This window comes from Myxococcus xanthus, assembly GCF_013116825.1.
Lineage (GTDB): Bacteria > Myxococcota > Myxococcia > Myxococcales > Myxococcaceae > Myxococcus > Myxococcus xanthus_B.
This window is the reverse complement of record NZ_JABFNS010000021.1, coordinates 20,413-39,240: the sequence shown is the minus strand read 5'-3', so window position 1 is coordinate 39,240 and position 18,828 is coordinate 20,413. Positions and strand designations below refer to the sequence as shown.

General features: G+C 69.4%; 15 protein-coding genes. 9 read left to right on the top strand and 6 right to left on the bottom strand.

The genetic code is table 11. The annotated features are described in order from the left end of the window. Positions 1-9 precede the first annotated feature (9 nt). The 3 genes from HNV26_RS08555 to HNV26_RS08545 all read right to left on the bottom strand — a co-directional run bounded on the left by HNV26_RS08555 (position 10) and on the right by HNV26_RS08545 (position 1,736). Positions 10-387 carry a response regulator gene (locus HNV26_RS08555; protein WP_011551495.1) on the bottom strand — a complete coding sequence of 126 codons (378 nt, stop codon included), beginning with the start codon at positions 385-387 and terminating at the stop codon, positions 10-12. Positions 388-546: 159 nt separating this feature from the next. Next, positions 547-1,494, bottom strand: coding sequence for an amidohydrolase family protein (locus tag HNV26_RS08550; protein WP_171441210.1), 948 nt, complete (start codon positions 1,492-1,494; stop codon positions 547-549). A gap of 14 nt (positions 1,495-1,508) precedes the next feature. After that, on the bottom strand, positions 1,509-1,736 hold the full coding sequence (locus HNV26_RS08545; protein ID WP_141591657.1) for a hypothetical protein: 228 nt from the start codon (positions 1,734-1,736) through the stop codon (positions 1,509-1,511). A 249-nt stretch (positions 1,737-1,985) separates the two neighbouring features. On the opposite strand from HNV26_RS08545, the gene HNV26_RS08540 reads away from it, so the two are divergent. Next, complete coding sequence (locus HNV26_RS08540; protein ID WP_171441211.1) at positions 1,986-2,264, top strand: hypothetical protein; 279 nt, start codon at positions 1,986-1,988, stop codon at positions 2,262-2,264. Positions 2,265-2,375: 111 nt separating this feature from the next. Here HNV26_RS08540 and HNV26_RS08535 read toward each other — a convergent pair whose 3' ends face one another. The 3 genes from HNV26_RS08535 to ggt form a co-directional block, all read right to left on the bottom strand. Continuing rightward, entirely contained in the window at positions 2,376-4,433 is a 2,058-nt protein-coding gene (locus HNV26_RS08535; RefSeq protein WP_171441212.1) for a M3 family metallopeptidase, read from the bottom strand. Positions 4,434-4,610: 177 nt separating this feature from the next. Beyond that, on the bottom strand, positions 4,611-5,393 hold the full coding sequence (locus HNV26_RS08530) for a TatD family hydrolase (protein ID WP_171441213.1): 783 nt from the start codon (positions 5,391-5,393) through the stop codon (positions 4,611-4,613). 3 nt (positions 5,394-5,396) lie between these two features. Continuing rightward, the gene (ggt, locus tag HNV26_RS08525; protein WP_171441214.1) at positions 5,397-7,205 is read right to left on the bottom strand and encodes a gamma-glutamyltransferase; all 1,809 of its coding nucleotides are present in this window, start codon (positions 7,203-7,205) and stop codon (positions 5,397-5,399) included. Between the two features lie 214 nt (positions 7,206-7,419). On the opposite strand from ggt, the gene HNV26_RS08520 reads away from it, so the two are divergent. From HNV26_RS08520 to HNV26_RS08485, 8 genes are all read left to right on the top strand, one after another. Then, positions 7,420-7,626 carry a hypothetical protein gene (locus HNV26_RS08520; protein WP_011551501.1) on the top strand — a complete coding sequence of 69 codons (207 nt, stop codon included), beginning with the start codon at positions 7,420-7,422 and terminating at the stop codon, positions 7,624-7,626. Beyond that, positions 7,626-9,038, top strand: a complete 1,413-nt coding sequence (gene glmU / locus HNV26_RS08515) for a bifunctional UDP-N-acetylglucosamine diphosphorylase/glucosamine-1-phosphate N-acetyltransferase GlmU (RefSeq protein ID WP_373284013.1) — start codon at positions 7,626-7,628, stop codon at positions 9,036-9,038. Before HNV26_RS08520 ends, glmU begins: the two co-directional genes overlap by 1 nt. Before the next feature lie 107 nt (positions 9,039-9,145). Further along, positions 9,146-10,981: a glutamine--fructose-6-phosphate transaminase (isomerizing) gene (gene glmS, locus HNV26_RS08510; protein WP_171441215.1), complete on the top strand. Its 1,836-nt coding sequence runs from the start codon at positions 9,146-9,148 to the stop codon at positions 10,979-10,981. 251 nt (positions 10,982-11,232) lie between these two features. Then, positions 11,233-12,018: a hypothetical protein gene (locus HNV26_RS08505; protein WP_436410035.1), complete on the top strand. Its 786-nt coding sequence runs from the start codon at positions 11,233-11,235 to the stop codon at positions 12,016-12,018. A 112-nt stretch (positions 12,019-12,130) separates the two neighbouring features. Beyond that, on the top strand, positions 12,131-13,222 hold the full coding sequence (recA, locus tag HNV26_RS08500; protein ID WP_171441217.1) for a recombinase RecA: 1,092 nt from the start codon (positions 12,131-12,133) through the stop codon (positions 13,220-13,222). 164 nt (positions 13,223-13,386) lie between these two features. Next, positions 13,387-15,612 carry an alkaline phosphatase D family protein gene (locus tag HNV26_RS08495; RefSeq protein WP_171441218.1) on the top strand — a complete coding sequence of 742 codons (2,226 nt, stop codon included), beginning with the start codon at positions 13,387-13,389 and terminating at the stop codon, positions 15,610-15,612. A gap of 202 nt (positions 15,613-15,814) precedes the next feature. Further along, on the top strand, positions 15,815-16,372 hold the full coding sequence (locus HNV26_RS08490) for a GNAT family N-acetyltransferase (RefSeq protein ID WP_171441219.1): 558 nt from the start codon (positions 15,815-15,817) through the stop codon (positions 16,370-16,372). A 59-nt stretch (positions 16,373-16,431) separates the two neighbouring features. Beyond that, on the top strand, positions 16,432-18,783 hold the full coding sequence (locus tag HNV26_RS08485) for a Tex family protein (RefSeq protein ID WP_171441220.1): 2,352 nt from the start codon (positions 16,432-16,434) through the stop codon (positions 18,781-18,783). Positions 18,784-18,828: the final 45 nt, after the last annotated feature.

Sequence of the window (18,828 nt, the reverse complement as noted above, 5' to 3'; positions counted from 1 at the left end):
GGTGCCGTCTCAGTGGACGAGCGACATCTCCGGCGGACCGGCAATCTGCTGCACCGTCATCCGCACCTTGTCCAGGTCCACGGGCTTGGAGATGTAGCCCGCGGCCCCCACGAGCTCGGCCTCCCATTCGAAGCCGTAGCCGGAGATGATGATGATGGGCAGCCCCCGCGCACGGGGCATCTTCTTGAGCGCGTCGAGCAATCCCCAGCCGCTCATGACTGGCATCCGCAAGTCGAGCAGCACGGCGGAGGGCATGTCTCCCTCCAGCAGGTCCAGCGCCTCGCGACCGTTGGCCGCTTGAACCGTGGGATAGCCCATTTCCTCGAGTGCATCGCAGATGAGCGTGCGGTGGCTCGCGTCGTCGTCGACGACCAGGATGTGGGACATGGCAGGGCCTCGGAAGCTGCGGCTGGGTGTGGCGCCGCGAAATTCTATGGGCAGGATGATGGGAACTCCTCTTCCATTCCGGAAGGGGCCCCGATGCTTTTCAACAGCGAACGGCCCGTGAGGACGAGGCTTGCATCCGGGGCCGGGGGGCCACGGGGCTCACGCTCCGTACAGCTGGAGTGCATTCTGCCCCAGGAGGCCCGCGAGTACCGCGTCATCCCACTTCATCCCCAGCATCGTCCGCAGCTCGCGGTCCCAGGCGTAGGGGATGTTGGGGAAGTCCGTGCCGTAGAGGATGCGCTCGGGCCGGACCTCCAGCGCGCGGCGGGGGATGGGGACGGGGAAGTACCCGGCCAGGGCCATGGTGGTGTCCAGCCAGAGGTTGTCGTGCCGCTCGAGCAGCCGCGCGTAGGCGTCGAACTCGTCCGCGCCCAGGTGGGGCACGCACAGCTTCAGCGTGGGGTGGTCCTTCAGCACGCGCTCCACCCGCTCCGCGGCGCAGAGCGCGTAGGTGTCGCAATGGTAGTGGGGACTGGAGGGCTCCCGCCCCGCGTGCATGACGAGCGGGCGGCCCGCCCTCGCGCACGCGGCATACACCTCGTGGAGGTGCGGCGCGTCCGGTGAGAAACATTGAACGTGGCAGTGAATCTTCACCCCACGCAGGCCCGCGTCGAACGCCTCTTCCAGCACGGCCGTGGCATCGGGTTCGCCCGGGAGCACGGTGGCGAGCCCCAGCACACGCGGCTCTTCCCGGGCCACCTCCGCCACGTAGGCGTTGAGCGCGCGGGCCATGCCTGGCCGGTGGGCGTAATGCAGCGCCACCACCCGGTGGACACCTCGCGACAGGAGGAAGGACACGACCTGCCGCGTGTGCAGCTTGTAGCGGATGGGCCAGCCGTACTGGTCGAACCAGCGCCACACCGCGTCAAACACCCGGTCCGGGAAGAGGTGGACGTGTGCGTCCACCACGGGAGGCAGCCCTTCGGGCAGGCGGGGACCCTCCGTGTCCTGGAGGGCGGGCATGGGCATGCGGATGCCGGCGTCCCGCCACGTGGGCGCGGAGGCCAGGCAGGGGACGGGCACGTCAGCGTCGGAGTCGGGGGCCATGGCGAGCCACCCGTCTACGCCTTCTTGGCGGTGTCGTCCTCGTCGCCATCGGTCCGTCGCAGGTAGGTGTTGTGCGTGTACCCCTGGCGGGACAGCCGCTGCGCCTCGATGGCGTCCGCGACCTTGGCGCAGACCTGGCCCAGCATGCGCAGCGACTCGGCGAGGAGCCGCTCTGCGTGGTCCTGCGCGTCGGCAGCCTGGATGGTGGTGCGCTCTTTGCGGAACAGTCCGGGCAGCTTCATCTCCCCCAAAGCATAGGTGACGCACTGCTCCCGTGCCACCGCCCCGCGAGGCCGGCCTTAACCACGTTGACGGCCCACTCAATTTACATTTTTGAGCAGTTGCCCTGGCTCCTCGCCTGGATGCCTGCCAATTGTGCTTGTAACCCCTTGGTCTTTCAGGCTTTTGACGAATTTTCAAGTGGGGGGATGACACGGAGTTAATCCGGCCCTAGATTGGACTCCGTTGGATTTACGGCAGAGGAGCTGCGCATGGCTTACGACGGCGAGCTGGTGAAGATGGAGAACGGTCGCTGGGCGCGGTTCCAGCGGTGCCAGGTGTACCGCCCGGGCGTCGAGGACGCGGGCGAGACGATGCTGCTGATCGCCGTGGAGCTCGAAGAGCGCTATCAGCGCCAGCTCGACGAGGCGGCTGACTCCCTTGCTCAGTACCGCTACCAGGGCGTCCCGGTGCAGGTCCGTTTCGATGCGGGTTCCCAGGGCATCACCCTGCAGCCCGAGCAGACGGTGTCCGCACCCGCCGTGCACTGAGCGCCGACGCCGCGTGAGCGGAGTGTCAACGGGTTGACGGATTCACAACCCAAGGGGCCTCGCGATTCACATCGCGGGGCCCTTGGTATTTACAGGCCCTGACGAGCAGCGTCAGGCGTCGTCCAGCCAACGGGTATACGCCTCGAAGCCGTAGTCCCTGCCCAGGAATGACCGGACGAGGTCCGCCGCGTCACGGGAGCCGCCCGGACCCAGCACGGTGTCCCGGTAGCGCTGGGCGGTGGAGGTGTCCATCAGCCCATGCTCCAGGAAGGGTGTGAGCAGGTCCCGGGCGATGACGAGCGACCAGAGGTAGGCGTAGTACGCGGAGGAGTAGTAGCCGTCGAGCTGGACGAAGGAGAGATGGGCGTAGGTGTCGTCCACTGCGGGGAAGGGCATGTAGCGCTCCTGGAGCGCGTTCACCCGCGCGGTGGTGTCCACGCCGGCGGGGTCGCTCGCGTGGAGCTGGAGGCTGACGGCCGCGTAGAAGAGCTGTTGGCGCAGCCACAGTCCCTTGCCGAAGGCGTCCGCGCGCCGCATCCGGAGGATGGTCTCCGTGGGCAGCGGCTCGCCGGTGACGATGTGCCGGGCGAACGTCTGGAGTGACTCCGGGCGCCAGGCCCACTCCTCCAGCACCTGGGCGGGCGCCTCCACGAAGTCGCGCTCCGTGCGCGAGCCGGACAGGCCGGCCCAGCGCGTCCGGCCGCCGAGGACGTGGTGCAGCAGGTGGCCGAACTCGTGGAAGAACGTCTGCACCTGGGAGTGCTGGAGCAGCGCGGGGTGGGCGCCGGGACGCGGGAAGTTGCCCGTCAGCACGCCCTCGGGAAGCGTCCTTCCCGCGCGGCCGGTGGCCAGGTCCCACTGCGCCGGATGGGCGTACTTGTTCGGGCGCGGGTGCATGTCCAGGTAGAAGCGCCCCAGGCGCGTGGGGCCCTCGTAGATGTCCCAGGCCTCGATGTCCGGGTGCCACACCTGCGCATCCCGGACGCGGCGGTAGGTGAGCCCGAAGAGCCGCGAGGTGATGTCCAGCACGCCCTGCTTCACCCGCGTGTATTCGAAGTAGGGCCGCAGCTCGCGCGAGTCGAAGTGGTAGCGCTCCGCGCGCACCTGTTCCTTGAGGTACGTCTGCTCCCACGGCTCCACGCGGGACGCGCCGGGCACGTCGCGCCGCTTGCGCTCCAGCAGCGCGGCATAGTCGTCCTGCACGCGCGTGGTGGTGGCGGTGGCGAGCTGTTCGATGAAGTCCTCGGCCACGTGCTGGTGCCGGACCATCTTGTCCTCGGACGCGTAGGCGGCCCAGCTCGGATAGCCCAGGAGCGTGGCCAGGTCGTGACGCGTCTGGAGCAGGCGTGTCAGCGTCTCCAGGTTGCGGGGATGGCCGCGCTGCTGTCCCGCGCGCCAGAGCGCCTCGCGGGCGCTGCTGTCGCGCGCGTACGTCAGGATGGGCAGGGCGTCGGAGGCGTCGGTGGTGACGCGCACCCGGCCGTCGGGCCCGGGTGGGTGGTCCCGGATGTAATCGTCGGGGAGGCCCTCCAGCGCTTCGGGGGCCACGTCCACGTGCCGGACATCCTCGCGGATGTGCTGGCTGAACGCCTGCCCCAGCCGGGTGAGGGCGTCGTTCAGCTCGCGCAGCCGCGCGCGGGTGGCCTCGTCCCGGTTCACCCCCGCGCGCCGGAAGTTCCGCAGCACCAGGTCCACCCAGCGCTGGGTGGCGGCGTCCTGCCCGCTCAGGTCCAGCGCGGCCAGGGCCGCGTAGACGTGGGGGTTGAGCGACACGTCCGTGCGCATGCCATCCGCGGCCTGGGCGCAGCGCGCCGCCGCCGCGCGGAACGCGGCGTCCGGGTGGGTGTTGGCGCCGATGCCCGCGCGGCCGTTGGCGTCATCCAGCAGTGCGATGGCGTCGTCATAGGCGGTGAGGGCCGCCTCCACGTTCCGGGGCTCGGGCAGTGACAGCAGGGCGTTGATGTGCGCCGAGGCCCGTCGCACGTCGCACAGGCAGGTCGCCAGGAAGCGCCCGGGTGCGGCGGTCAGTTGGCGTCCTGCGTCAGGCTCCAGGGGGGCCGGCGCGGAGGGCACCGGAGGTTCGGTGGATGACGCAGGGCGCTGGGCGGAGGACGAGCCAGCGCAGCCTGCGAGCGCGAGGCTGACGACGAAGACGACCAAGCGGTGCAAATGCCACTCCCAGCGCGGGTGAGGGGGCAACGTGCGGGGGACCGGCCTATTTCCGCTGCGTGCTCCTGATGGGAATGACGAAGAGCGCGCCGTTTCATCGCAAGATTCCGCCACGGAGGATGGCGGACCCGGGGCAACGGGGGCCGGCCACGGCGGCGGTACGGCGCCGCGCGAGCGTCAGCCGCCCACCTGGAAGAAGCGAGCGGCGTTCTCGTGGGTGATGCGGCGGACGATGCGCGCGGACAGGTTGGCCTTGGTCAGCAGGTTGGCGGCGCGCGCCAGGCCGAGGATGTCCCCGGCGCCGTCGCCCGCGTCGGAGTTGAGCATCAGCCGCTCACTGCCCAGCCGCCGCACCAGCGCCACCGCGCGCTCGGCCTCGAGCGCCTCGGGGTGCAGCGTCAGCCCGGCCCAGTGGCCTACCTCCAGGATGGTGCGCACCGTCCGGGCGTTGGCGTGGTCCACCAGCGCGCGCGAGGGCACCAGGCCCGACTGCCGCAGGAGCGTGAGGATGCGCCGCGTGTGGCGCTCCTTGTCCGTGGTGGGGGTGTGCACCACCACGCGCAGCTTGAGGCTGCGGGCCAGCGCGAGCTGCTCCAGGAAGGCCTCTTCTTCCACCTCGCCGCCCATGTGCAGGCCCGTCTCGCCCAGGGCCACCACGCGCCCGCCCTGGAAGTAGTCAGGCAGCGCGGACAGCACCTCGCTCAAGCCGCGCCGGGGGATGCAGCGCGGGTGGACGCCCAGGGCCGCGTAGGCGCGGATGCCCAGGCGCTCCAACCGGGGGAGCTGGCGTTCCACCAGGTCGTCGAAGTGCCGCAGCAGCGCCTTGGACGTGGGCTCCGGGAAGTGGTGCGCCACCACCAGCGCCTGCTCCACGCCGAAGAAGCGCATGGACTCCAAATCCTGGTCGCTCAGGCTCTCCGGGTGGAGGTGGGCGTCGAAGATGGGCGGTGGGGTGGGCACTGCTCAATCCTGTCCCAGGGCGGCGCCCTCGTTGCGCGGGTCGCTCGCGGAGAAGCGCAGCCCCGTCTTGGGGTCGCTGTAGACGGCCTCCGCGTCGCCCCACTGTTCGACGCGGCGCACCTTGTGGCCCTTGGCCTCCAGCACGGACAGCGTCGCCGGCTCCAGGCCCCACTTGTCCACCCACAGCTCGTCGGGCAGGTACTGGTGATGCACGCGGCCTTCATTCACCGCGCGCGCCACGTCCATGCCGTGGTCCACCACGTTGCTGATGACCTGGATGACGGTGGTGGGGATGGTGGAGCCGCCAGGGCTGCCCACCGCGAGCATGACGCGCCGGGGGTCTTCCTTGGAGAACACCAGGGTGGGGGCCATGGAGGACAGCGGCACCTTGCCCGGTGCGATGGCGTTGGGCTCGCCCGTCACCAGGCCGTACGCGTTGGGCACGCCCGGCTGCGCGGCGAAGTCATCCATCTCATCGTTGAGCAGCACGCCGGTGCCCTTGGCCACCACGCACGAGCCGAAGCCGTAGTTCACCGTGGTCGTCATCGCCACCGCGTTGCCGTCCTTGTCGATGACGGAGATGTGCGTGGTGTTCTTCTTCTCCGGTTCGGGCGTCAGGGTGGTGGGCTCGTCCGTCAGCGTGGAGCCCCGCACGCCTTCCTTCGGCGCCAGCAGCGACGCGCTGGGCGTGGCCTTCTTCGGGTCGATGGAGCCCGCCAGGTCCGCGACGTGGCCGGGCGACACCAGCCGCGCCAGGGGCACGTCCACGAAGGCCGGATCCCCCAGGTACTTCGCGCGGTCCACGTAGGCCCGCCGCACGGCTTCCGCGTAGAGGTGCAGCGCCTCCGCGTCGCGGAACGTCACGCCCTGGGGACGCAGCTGCTCCATCGCGGTCAGCACCTGGATGACGGCCACGCCCCCCGCGCTCGGCGGCGGCATGGTGAGGATGCGGTGGCCGCGGTACGTGCCCTCCAGGGGCGTGGCGCTCCGCGTCTTGTAGGCCGCGAGGTCCTCCTGGGTGAGGATGCCACCGCCCGCCTGGACCGACGTGGCGATGGCCTTCGCCACCGGCCCCGCATAGAAGGCCTTGGCGCCCCCCTTCGCGATGGAGGACAGCGTGCGCGCCAGGTCGGGCTGGCGGATGACGTGCCCCACGGGCGGGGCTTCCCACTGCCCCTGGGCGTTCTTCACCAGGAACACGCGCGAGGCCTCCGCGTCCCGGCTCAGGCAGGCCAGCCGGCCCTCCGCCATGGTGCGGTAGCGCGGCGTCACCCACATGCCCTTGCGCGCCGCCGCGATGGCCGGCGCCAGCACCACCGCCGGCTTCAGCTTCCCGTGCGCCTTGAGCAGCTCCAGGTAGCCCGCGACGGCGCCCGGCACCGCCACGCTCAGCGCGCCGTCCGTGGACAGACCCGGCACCACCTTGCCGTCCTTCACGTACATGTCGCGCGTGGCCGCTTTGGGGGCCACCTCGCGGAAATCCAGCACCTTCGTGTCGCCGCTCCTGGCGTCGTGCACCAGCGCGAAGCCGCCGCCGCCAACGCCGGAGTGGTAGGGCCCCACCACCGCCGCCACGAAGGCCGCCGCCACCGCCGCGTCCGTGGCGTTGCCGCCCTTCTCCAGCATCTCCAACGCCGCCGCGCTCGCCTGCGGGTAGGCCGTGGCCACCGCGCCGCCCCGGTAGGGCCGCGCCGCCTGCGCCACACACGCCACCATCATCACCGCGGCCAGCAGCCCTCGCTTCAGCACCGCACCGCGGAAGCTCGTGTCCTTCACGGGTTCAGCCCTCCTCGCGCTGTCTGAACAGTCCATCGCTGGCTTTCGTCCTGGGTGATGTGTTACCCGGGCGACAAAAGCCTACCCTCCAGTCCGGCGACGCCAGGGGACCAGACGGACTACATGTGTCCCGGTATGCACGAACCGTATGGTCAGGACCAGGATTTCAGCCTGACAGCATTTTTCCTCTTGGATTGTTCTCCGGCGGCGTGCATCCTGGTCCCATCATGAATCGCGTCCGGGGGAGCGTATGAGCACGCAAGCCATACCCGAGAAAAAGGCCCTACCTGGCGCCGCGCCCACCGCGGCCGAGGTGACGGTCTTCTTGAAGCCCAGCTTCGGCATCACGATTCAGCGCAACACCCTGTGCGTCTCGGTCAGTGCGAAGGCACGGCCGGTGGACACCGTCACGCCTTCTGATCCGCGCGCGGTTGACGACTCGATTGGCTGTCCCTAATTCTCCGCCGCATGAGCGTTCTGGCGGCGGTGGTGCTGTGCGCGGGCAAGGGCACGCGGATGAAGTCGGAGAAGGCGAAGGTCCTTCACCCCATCCTCGGTCGGCCTCTTTGCGCGTATCCCCTCAAGCGGGCCCTTGAACTGGGCGCCACGTCGGTGGTCCCCGTGGTGGGCCACCAGGCGGAAGCGGTGGAGAAGGCCGTCCGAGGCCTCTTCCCGGATGCCCCCCTGCGCTTCGCGCTCCAGCGTGAGCAACGCGGAACGGCGGACGCGGTGCGCTCCGCGGAGGAGGCCCTGAAGGGGTACTCCGGACGGGTCCTCATTCTTTACGGCGATGTGCCGTTGCTGCGCCGCGAGACGCTGGAGGCGCTGCTGGCCGCCCATGACCAGGCGGGCGGAAAGCTGGCCATGGTGACCACCACCCTGGAGGACCCCACGGGCTACGGCCGGGTCATCCGCGACGGTGGCAAGGTGACGCGCATCGTGGAGCACAAGGACTGCACCCCGGAGCAGCGCGCGGTGCGCGAGTGCAACGCCGGCATCTACTCCGTGGACGCGGACTTCCTCTGGAAGGCGCTGGCGGAAATCAAGCCGCAGAACGCCCAGGGCGAGTACTACCTCACCGACCTGGTGGAGATGGCCGCGAAGCGGGGCCCGGTGGGCTCGGTGGAGGCGGACGCCACGGAGACGGCCGGCGTGAATGACCGGGTGGAGCTGGCCGCCCGCGCGCGCGTGCTGCAACAGCGCATCAACGAGGCGCACATGCGCGCCGGCGTCTCGCTACAGGACCCCGCCACCGCCTACATCGAGGAAGGCGTCACCGTGGGGCCCGACACCGAAATCGGTCCCTCCGTCACGCTGGCCGCCGGCACCGTGGTGGGCAAGGGCTGCACCATTGGCCAGGGCAGCGTGCTGCATGCCTCCACCGTGGCGGACGGCACCCTCATCAAGCCCTACTCCGTGCTGGAAGAGGCCCGGGTGGGGGAGCGCAACGTCATTGGCCCCTTCTCGCGGCTGCGCCCCGGGACGGAGCTGGCCGAGGACGTGCATCTGGGCAACTTCGTGGAGACGAAGAAGGCCCGCATCGGAAAAGGTTCGAAGGCCAACCATCTCACGTACCTGGGAGACGCTGTCATTGGTTCAGGGTGCAACGTGGGGGCGGGCACCATCACCTGTAACTATGACGGGGTGAACAAGCACCTGACTGAGCTGGGGGATGGTGTGTTCATCGGCTCTGACACCCAGCTCGTCGCGCCCGTGAAGGTCGGCGACGGCTCGTATGTCGGCGCGGGCACCACGGTGACGAAAAATGTGCCTCCAGGGAGCCTCGCTGTGTCCCGGACGCCACAGGTGACCAAGGAGGGTTGGGTGGCCACCAAGAAGGCGCGGCAGGCGAAGGCGCGGGCCGGGTAGTCGGCGCGGCTCTTGCTTGGGTACCAGGCAGAGCGCTGCCCGGCAGGGATGTAGGGGAATCCCGCGGATTGCTCCGGCGGGCGTGGGCGTGAGAGAGAGGTGCAACTATGTGCGGGATTGTTGGATACGTCGGTGACAAGGAATCAGCCCCCATCCTGGTGTCGGGTCTGAAGCGGCTCGAATACCGCGGCTATGACTCGGCGGGCGTGGCGGTGCTGAATCAGCGCAAGCTCAACGTCGTGCGGGCCACGGGCAAGCTCCGCAACCTGGAGAACCGGGTGGTGGCGGACCAGCCACCAGGCAACATCGGCATCGGGCACACCCGCTGGGCGACCCACGGGCGTCCCTCCGACGAGAACGCGCACCCGCACACGTACAAGGACGTGGCGGTGGTGCACAACGGCATCATCGAGAACCACCTGTCGCTCAAGGAGCAGCTGCGCTCGCGTGGGCACGTCTTCTCCTCGGAGACGGACTCGGAGGTGTTCGCGCACCTCATCTCCGAAGAGCTGGAGCGCGGCCTGGAGCTGCCGGACGCGGTGCGCGCGGCCATTGCCCAGGTGAAGGGCACCTACGCGCTGGCCGTGCTGACGGCCAGCGACCCCAGCCGTATCGTCTGCACCAAGGACGCCTCGCCCATGGTGTTGGGCCTGGGCCAGGGGCAGAACTTCCTGGCCAGCGACGTGCCGGCGCTGCTCGAGCACACGCGCGACTTCGTCTACATGGAAGAGGGTGACCTGGCCGTCATCACCGCGGCGGCCGTGGACATCTTCAACCGCCAGGGCCAGAAGGTGAACCGGCCCACCCGCCGCATCGACTGGACGCCGATGATGGCGGAGAAGGGCGGCCACAAGCACTTCATGCACAAGGAAATCTGGGAGCAGCCCCGCGCCGTCGCGGACACGCTGCGCGGCCGGATGCTCCTGTCGGAAGGCGACGTCCACTTCGAGGGCTGGAACCTGTCGGCGGAGAAGGTCCGCTCGCTGACCAAGGTCACCATCCTCGCGTGCGGCACGTCGTGGCACTCCGGTGTCGCGGGCAAGCACATGATTGAGTCGCTGGCGCGCCTGCCGGTCGAGGTGGAGCTGGCGAGCGAGTTCCGCTACCGCGACCCCATCGTCGACGGCACGCACCTGGCCATCGCCATCAGCCAGTCGGGCGAGACGGCGGACACGCTGGCGGCCTTCAAGGAGGCCAAGGCCCGCGGCGCCACGGCCATGGCCATCTGCAACGTCATTGGCAGCGCGATGACGCGCGAGGCCGACTTCTCCGTGCTCACCAACGCGGGCCCGGAGATTGGCGTGGCGTCCACCAAGGCGTTCACCACGCAGCTGGTGGCCTTGTACCTGCTGGCCGTCAAGCTGGGCCGCATGCGTGGCACCCTGTCCGTGCCGGCGGCGCAGGAGCACCTGACGCAGCTGACGAAGGTGCCGAAGATGATTGAGGACGTCCTCAAGTGCGAGCCGGCCGTGACGCGCGTGTCGCGTGAGTACATGAACGCGCAGGACTTCCTCTTCCTCGGCCGCGGCCCCATGCACCCGGTGGCGCTGGAGGGCGCGCTCAAGCTGAAGGAAATCTCGTACATCCACGCGGAGGGCTACGCGGGCGGTGAGATGAAGCACGGCCCCATCGCGCTCATCGACGAGAAGATGCCGGTGGTGGTCATCGCGCCGAAGCAGCCGCACGTCGCGTACGAAAAAATCATCGGCAACATCGAGGAGGTCCGCGCGCGCGGTGGCAAGGTGATTGCCATCATCGACGAGGACGACGAGCACGTGGCCTCGCTGGCCGACCAGGTCATCCGGATTCCGGCGGCCAGCGCGCTGCTGGCGCCGGTGGTGGCCACCATCCCCCTGCAGCTGCTCGCCTACCACGTGGCGGACCTGCGCGGGAACGACGTGGACCAGCCGCGCAACCTGGCCAAGAGCGTGACGGTGGAGTAGCCGCCGCGCGCCTTCGGACCTGAAGCGCCAGAAGCCCGGGCTCCCGCGAAGGGGGCTCGGGCTTCGTCGTTCGTGCGTGGTGGCGGTCGAGCAGTCCGGCCAAGGCCCGCCGGTCTCCCGCCGCCACCCTCCGCATTGCCTGTGCGTCCGAATCCGCGTCGTCCACTCCGACATCAACCCCGTTGCCCGGTGAATGTTGCGGGGGCCCGTGGCTTTGAAGCGCCCCGGGGGCCGTGGCTACAGTTTCCTCCGTGCCCGACGCGCCTCGCATACATCCGCTCACGCAGCGGTCCATGGAGGTGGAGGACGAGGCGCCGTCGGGGGACGTCGCGCCGTGGGAGGCGCCGCCCGCGCCCGTACCGGAGGACGCCACTCCGGTTCCTCTGCTCCGGGGGACGCCCACGCCGCCGTTGGACCTCCCCCTGCCGGTGCTGGTGTTGACCGAGCAGGCCCGGCGGGTGCCGGAGGCGGAGCGTCCCCTGGTGGCGGCGCGGCTGAACCTCCAGCTGTCCCGGATGGCCAGGACGGGCGGAGACCGGCTGGTGGCGGACACCTTCCTGCGGCTGCTGGAGAGCGGGCGGCTCTCCGGGCTGGTGGATGCGAAGGGACGCACCTGCCGCGCGGCCGCGGTGGAGGCCCTGCTGTCCCTGGGCTTCCCCTACGCCCTGGAAGTCCAGCCCGAGGACCTGGCGCACCTGCGCGCCAACACCCTGCAGCGGAAGACGCACCGCCTGAAGCCAGGTGCGTGCGTGGCGGTGTTGGTGGGAGGCATCGGGGCGCAAGTCGTCCATGAAGCGCTGTTCCGCCAAGGGGACGCCAGCCTGCTCACCTCCCAGGTGGGGCTGTCCCTGCTGGCGATGGCCGCCTTGTGGCTTGCTCCGCCCCGGACGCCCGTGTACCGCGTGGGGTTGCTGATGCTGACCCTGGTGTCCCTGGCCGGGGCGGTGTCTACGGTCCTGGGCGTGGCCGACATGGGGCTGTGGGTGGGATTGGCGGGGCTGGTGGCCGCCTTCCTGGCTGCCCTCCGCGAGGGCTGACCGGCAGGATGCAGCACGGATGTCAGAGGGGTGGACTAGGGTCTACCCATCGCGTACTAAAAGCGCGTTCAGGTGAGCCGGGGTGGCTCGCCAATACAAGGAGCTACGAGCAATGGCCGTGAATCAGGAGAAGGAAAAGGCGATCGAACTGGCGATGTCCGCGGTGGAGCGCCAGTTCGGCAAGGGGTCCATCATGCGGCTCGGCAACGACGAGCCGCTGATGCGAGACGTTCAGGCCATCCCGACGGGCTCCATCTCGCTGGACATCGCCCTGGGCGTGGGTGGCGTGCCCAAGGGCCGCATCATCGAAATCTTCGGGCCGGAGTCGTCCGGTAAGACGACGCTGTGTCTCCACATCGTCGCCGAAGCGCAGAAGCGCGGCGGCATCTGCGGCTACGTGGACGCGGAGCACGCGCTGGACGTGGGCTACGCGCGCAAGCTGGGCGTGCGCACGGATGACCTGCTGCTGAGCCAGCCGGACACCGGTGAGCAGGCGCTGGAAATCGCGGAGATGCTGGTGCGCTCGGGCGCCATCGACGTGCTGGTGGTGGACTCGGTGGCCGCGCTCGTGCCGAAGGCGGAGCTCGAGGGTGAGATGGGCGACGCGCACATGGGTGTGCAGGCCCGCCTCATGAGCCAGGCGCTCCGCAAGCTGACGGGCACCATCTCCAAGAGCCAGACGTGCGTCATCTTCATCAACCAGATCCGCATGAAGATTGGCGTGATGTTCGGCAACCCGGAGACGACGACGGGTGGTAACGCGCTGAAGTTCTACGCGTCGCAGCGCCTGGACATCCGCCGCATCGGCGCCATCAAGAATGGCGACAACGTGGTGGGCAGCCGCACCCGCGTGAAGGTGGTGAAGAACAAGGTCGCGCCGCCGTTCAAGGAAGTCGAGTTCGACATCATGTACGGCACGGGCATCTCCCGTGAGGGCGACCTCATCGACCTCGCCTCCAACGAGAACATCGTGGAGAAGAGCGGCAGCTGGTTCTCCTTCAATGGTGAGCGCATCGGCCAGGGCCGGGAGAACGTGAAGGACTACCTGCGCGAGCACCCGGAGATTGCCAAGGACATCGAAGGCCGCGTGCTGGAGAAGTACGGCATCGGCAAGTCGGGTGCGCCCGTCGCCGCGGCGCCGGACGAGTCCGCGCCGGCCGAAGGTGGCAGCGAGAAGCGCGGCCGCGTGAAGGCCGCGAAGTAGTCCGGCCTCCGGGGCGTTTTCCCCGGATGGTGGCGATTCGCCATGAAAGCCAGAGGGCCGTCCGCCGCGAGGTGGGCGGCCCTTTTGCTTGGTGTCTGGCGTCCTTCGCGTGGGTTCGCACCGGGCGTGGGTGACACGATGCGTTGTCGTTTCATTCCGTGGGGATGTTTCCTGCTGAGTGGAAGAGCGCTCTAGACTCGCGGCCCTGTCTCCCAACCCGCGCAACCCGGAGTCCCGCCTTGTTCGATCGATTCAAACGCCGCAGTTTCCTCCAGGCCGTCGTCGCCGTTGCCGCGACCACTGCGTTCGGATGTTCCGACGACGAGACGTCGTCGGATGCTGGCGAGAAGTACTTCCCGCAGTCCGTGTGCTCGGGTGACCCGCGTCCGGACAGCGTGGTGTTGTGGGTGCGGGCGGTGGACCCGGACAACGCGGGGGCGAACACGCAGGTGCGGCTGGAGGTGTCCACCAGCGAGTCGTTCAGCAGCGTGGTGCTGGACCAGCAGTTCACCGCGCAGGCGCAGTTCGACCATGCGCTGAAGGTGAAGGTCACCAACCTGTCGGCGCGCACGACGTACTACTACCGCTTCACCATCGACGCGAACGGTCAGAAGTACTCCACGGTGACGGGCCGCACCCGCACCGCGCCGGCCGCGGGCGACGACGTGCCGGTGAAGTTCGTCTTCGCCAGCTGCCAGGACTACATCGGCCGTTACTACAACGCGTGGCAGCACCTGCTGCAGCTCAACGAGGACCTCGACTTCGTCGTGTTCCTGGGTGACTACGTCTACGAGACGACGGGCGACGCGTCGTTCCAGTCCGTGGACGGGCGCGGCATCGTCTTCAGCGAGCCGGAGAAGGCGCTCCGCCAGGGCACGGGGCTGACGGCGTTCTACGCGGCCAACTCGCTGTCCAACTACCGCGACCTCTACAAGACCCTGCGCACGGACAAAATCATCCAGCAGGTGCACGAGCGCTACCCGTTCATCATCACGTGGGATGACCACGAGTTCTCCGACGACTGCTGGGGCGACGTCGCCACGTACACGGACGAGCGCACCAACGAGAAGCAGACCGAGCGCCGCCGCAACGCGGAGCAGGCCTTCTTCGAGTACATCCCCATGGACCACGGCGCGAGCGACGCGGGCGCCATCGACATCAACGCCGTGGTGGCCCAGCCGACGCGCATCTACCGCGACTTCGAGTTCGGCCGGAACCTGAAGCTGCTGGTGACGGACACGCGCACGTACCGCCCGGACCACCTCATCCCCGAGGACGCGTACCCGGGCAAGGTGGCGGTGCCGGCCGAGCAGCTGGACATGGTGCTGCCGACGCTGCCGGAGGCCGTCCAGGCGCAGCTGCAGTCCGACATGTTCGCGTACGTGAACATCGACGCCGAGGAGCTGGCGCCCTACAAGCAGATCCTCACGGGCGTGTACGTGCGGCAGGCCGTCGCCGCCGGGCTCACGCCGGAAGAGGCGTCCGTGAAGGCGGGCACCTGGGTCTCCGGTGGACTGGCGCTGCTCTACGTCAACCAGGTGCTGAACGCCGTCAACCAGGCGCGCGTGGCGGCGGGCGAGTCGGCTGTTCCGCTCATCCCCGCGGCGGGCGCGCCGCGCGGTCTGGCCTATGCGCACATGGGCAAGACGGGCCTCTTCGGCATCCAGGGCTCGCGCTACGTCGTGGTGAAGCCCATCTTCGACCTGTACGCGGCCATCAAGTACATGGGCTCCGCGGGAGCCTCGGAGGGCATCTTCGGCAACGAGCAGCAGGCGTGGCTCCAGGAGTCGGTGCAGGCGGAGAACGCGTGGAAGATCATCGTCTCCTCGATTTCGCTCACCTCCATGGTGTTCAAGCTGAGCGACAAGGCGGACGTCCCGGACCCCACGCTGCGCCAGGACTTCTACTTCAACGTGGACCAGTGGGACGGCTTCCCCACGAAGAAGCAGGAGTTCTTGAAGTTCCTGCGGGACAGCCAGGTGAAGAACGCGCTGTTCATCTCCGGCGACATCCACGCGTCCTTCGCGTCCGTGGAGTCCGGCATCCCCGCGCTGACGACGCCGGCCATCTCCTCCGGCTCCATCAAGGAGCTGGCGGGCCTGGCCGTCATCGGCGCGGGCTTCTCCACCGGCAGCACGGTGTACCAGTACATCGTGACGGAGCTGGACAAGTCGCTGAAGGAAGCGAACCCCGGCATGGCGTTCGTGGACGGTGATGCCCACGGCTTCGTGGTGCTGGAGGTCGGTGGCACCGAGGCGAAGGCGGCTTTCCACCTCATCCCGGGCACGGAGGTCGCCAGGGACTACTCGCTGCTCCAGCCCTCCGAGCTGACGGCGAAGTTCACCCGCCGCGACTTCGTCATCAAGGACGGAGCCATCACCTCCGCCTGAGCAGAGAAGGCCTCACCTGTTCGGTGAGGAGCGAGGGCCGCGCCGGGAGCCACGTGCTCCAGGCCGCGGCCCTCAGCCGTTTCAGGGTGGGCCGCGCCCGGTGGAATGTCGGCAAGGTGCATGGCGCAGGCGGTGCTGCTCCTGGTTCGCGCGGACCTCCTTGATTGCTGCGCCGCGGCGTGGGGCGCGCTAGAAGCGAGGCATGTTGCCCGGTGCTCCCGTTTCCGACGTCCGACTCGTTCCCGCCCGGCCGGAGCACGTGGACTTCTGGCTGGCCATGCGGGCGGCCCCCGGCGCGCGGCGCTTCGTGGACACGGAGGACGACACGCGGGAGCTGCTCCTGCGGCGCATCCTGGAAGCGGGCGCGTTGGGTGAGCCCCGCGCGCGGAGCTTCCGGTGGTTCGTGGAGGCGGACGGGCAGCTCGTGGGGACGGTGTCCGCGCGGGATTTGTCGCGCGTGCATGGCCGCATCGAGCTGGGCTACATGATGGCGGACGCGCACCACGGCCGGGGCCTGGGCTCCCGCGCGGTGGGGTTGATGCTGGAGCAGTTGTTCACGCTGCCCTACCTCCAGCGGGTGTGGCTGACGACGCTGGCGGAGAACACGGGCTCTCAGGGCGTGGCGCGCAAGCTGGGCTTCACGATGGAAGGCACCCTGCGCGGGCACTGTCTGTTCCAGGGGCAACGCCGGGACCAGCAACTCTGGGGCCTGCTGCGCCCGGAGTGGGACGCCCGGCGCGCGGCGTTCGTCGCGGGCTGAGCGCTTCGGACGACCGGTCTCTGGGAGCAGTGTGGGGCCCGGGTTATAGAAGCGGCGTCATGCATCCCTACGCCGCTGAGCTTTCCCAGGAGCTGGGCCTCAGGCCCGAGCAGGTGGACCGGACCCTCGCGCTGCAAGAGGACGGAGCCACGGTCCCCTTCATCGCGCGCTACCGCAAGGAGGTCACGGGCGGCCTGGACGAGGTCCAGATTCAAACCCTCTTCGACCGGGCCACCGAGCGCGCCGAGCTGGACTCCCGGCGCGACACCATCCTCCGCTCCATTGAGGAGCAGGGGAAGTTGACGCCGGAGCTGGCGAAGGCGCTCAAGGCCGCCAGGACGCGCACGGAGCTGGAGGACCTCTACCTTCCTTACAAGCCCAAGCGCCGCACGCGCGCCGCCATTGCCCGGGAGCGCGGGCTGGAGCCGCTGGCGGACCTGGTGTGGAAGCAGGACGGCCGCCGCGGCGAGGACGTGGCCGCGCGTGTGCGCCCCTTCGTCAATCCGGAGAAGGACGTGCCGGACCAGGCCGCGGCGCTCGCGGGCGCGCGCGACATCTGCGCCGAGCGCGTGGCCGAGGACGCCGGCCTGCGCCGCGAGGCCCGCGAGGTGAGCGCGCGCCGGGGCACGCTGTGCTCGAACGTGGTGCCCGCGAAGAAGGGCGAGACGACCAAGTTCGAGAACTACTACGGCCACGAGGAGCCCCTGTCCCAGGCCCCCTCGCACCGCGTGCTGGCGCTGCTGCGCGGCGAGGAAGAGGGCGTGCTGAAGGTGAAGCTCTCCCTGCCCGACGACGAGGTGAAGGGCCTGCTGGCCGGGCGCGTGGTGACGAAGCCGCAGTCCCTCTTCGCACAGGAGCTGCGCGCCGCCGTGGAGGACAGCTGGGACCGGCTGATGGGGCCGTCGCTGGAGGCGGAGCTGCGCGCGGAGCTGAAGGAGCGCGCGGACCGGCAGGCCATTGGCGTCTTCGGGGAGAACCTGCGCCACCTGCTGCTCACGCCGCCCGCGGGCGCCCGCGCGGTGCTGGCCCTGGACCCCGGCCTGCGTACGGGCACCAAGCTGGCGATGATGGACGTCACCGGCAAGGTGGTGGAGACGCTGACGCTCTATTCGGAGCGCGGCGCGGACGAGCGCGCCCGCGCGGCGAAGCTGCTGGCCGCGGTGGTGCAGAAGCACCAGCCGGAGCTCGTCGCCGTGGGCAACGGCACGGGCAGCCGCGAGGCGGAAGTCTTCGTGCGTGACACGCTGAAGGGGATGGGCTCGCAAATCCCCGTGGTGTCGGTGAGCGAGCAGGGCGCGTCCATCTACTCCGCCTCCGAGGTGGCCCGCGACGAGTTCCCGGACCTGGACGTCAGCCTGCGCGGCGCGGTGTCCATTGGCCGGCGCCTTCAGGACCCGCTGGCGGAGCTGGTGAAGATCGACCCCAAGAGCATCGGAGTGGGGCAGTACCAGCACGACGTGGACCAGGGGCTGCTCAAGAAGAAGCTGGGCGAGGTGGTGGATTCGTGTGTCAACGCGGTGGGCGTGGACGTCAACACCGCGTCTCCGCAGTTGTTGGAGCACGTGTCCGGCGTGGGGCCGTCCCTGGCGAAGAAGCTGGTGGCGCACCGCGCGTCGAAGGGCCGCTTCACCACGCGGCGCGAGCTGCTGAAGGTGAGCGGCCTGGGGCCCAAGACGTTCGAACAGGCGGCGGGCTTCCTGCGCGTGCGCGGGACGGAGCCGCTGGATGCCAGCGCCGTCCATCCGGAGCGCTATGGCGTCGTGGAGCGCATGGCCAAGGATTTGGGCGTGGCCGTGAGCGCGCTGGTGGGCAACGCCGAGCTGGTCCGCAAGATTGACCCGAAGCGCTACCTGGGCCCGGACCTGGGCGAGATGACGCTCAAGGACATCCTGACGGAGCTGGAGAAGCCCAGCCGCGACCCGCGCGGCGACTTCACCGCGCCCCAGCACCGCGAGGACCTGCGCTCGCTGGAGGACGTGAAGGAGGGCATGGTGCTCCAGGGCGTGGTGACGAACGTCACCGCGTTCGGCGCCTTCGTGGACGTGGGCGTGCACCAGGACGGCCTCGTCCACGTGTCGCAAATCTCCACGCGCTTCGTGAAGGACCCCTCCGAAGTGGTGAAGGTGGGCGACCGGCTGACGGTGCGCGTGCTCACCGTGGACCTGGCGCGCAAGCGGCTGGCGCTCTCCGTACGCGCGGTGCAGGAGGGGGGAGCGCCGCAGCCGTCGGGCCGCCCCCAGGTCGGCGGGGCCACGGGGCCGGGCCGCATGACGGAGCGCGGTGGCGGAAGCGGCGGGCCTCGTCAGGGCGCCCGGCCTGCCTCCGGCCCGGGGCCGAAGCCGCCTTCAGGGCCCGGTGAGAAGAAGGGCCCGGAGCCCTTCAACAACCCGTTCAGCAAGCTCAAGCGCTGACGGGCGTCGCCTCACTTCGCGTCGATGGGGAAGGGACGGACTTCC

Bases quoted from the DNA above. Each gene is read 5' to 3' on its own strand.
- HNV26_RS08555 (WP_011551495.1), bottom strand. From the start codon at position 387: ATGTCCCACATCCTGGTCGTCGACGACGACGCGAGCCACCGCACGCTC.
- HNV26_RS08550 (WP_171441210.1), bottom strand. From the start codon at position 1,494: ATGGCCCCCGACTCCGACGCTGACGTGCCCGTCCCCTGCCTGGCCTCC.
- HNV26_RS08545 (WP_141591657.1), bottom strand. From the start codon at position 1,736: ATGAAGCTGCCCGGACTGTTCCGCAAAGAGCGCACCACCATCCAGGCT.
- HNV26_RS08540 (WP_171441211.1), top strand. From the start codon at position 1,986: ATGGCTTACGACGGCGAGCTGGTGAAGATGGAGAACGGTCGCTGGGCG.
- ggt (WP_171441214.1), bottom strand. From the start codon at position 7,205: ATGGACTGTTCAGACAGCGCGAGGAGGGCTGAACCCGTGAAGGACACG.
- HNV26_RS08520 (WP_011551501.1), top strand. From the start codon at position 7,420: ATGAGCACGCAAGCCATACCCGAGAAAAAGGCCCTACCTGGCGCCGCG.
- glmS (WP_171441215.1), top strand. From the start codon at position 9,146: ATGTGCGGGATTGTTGGATACGTCGGTGACAAGGAATCAGCCCCCATC.
- recA (WP_171441217.1), top strand. From the start codon at position 12,131: ATGGCCGTGAATCAGGAGAAGGAAAAGGCGATCGAACTGGCGATGTCC.
- HNV26_RS08495 (WP_171441218.1), top strand. From the start codon at position 13,387: ATGTTTCCTGCTGAGTGGAAGAGCGCTCTAGACTCGCGGCCCTGTCTC.
- HNV26_RS08490 (WP_171441219.1), top strand. From the start codon at position 15,815: ATGTTGCCCGGTGCTCCCGTTTCCGACGTCCGACTCGTTCCCGCCCGG.
- HNV26_RS08485 (WP_171441220.1), top strand. From the start codon at position 16,432: ATGCATCCCTACGCCGCTGAGCTTTCCCAGGAGCTGGGCCTCAGGCCC.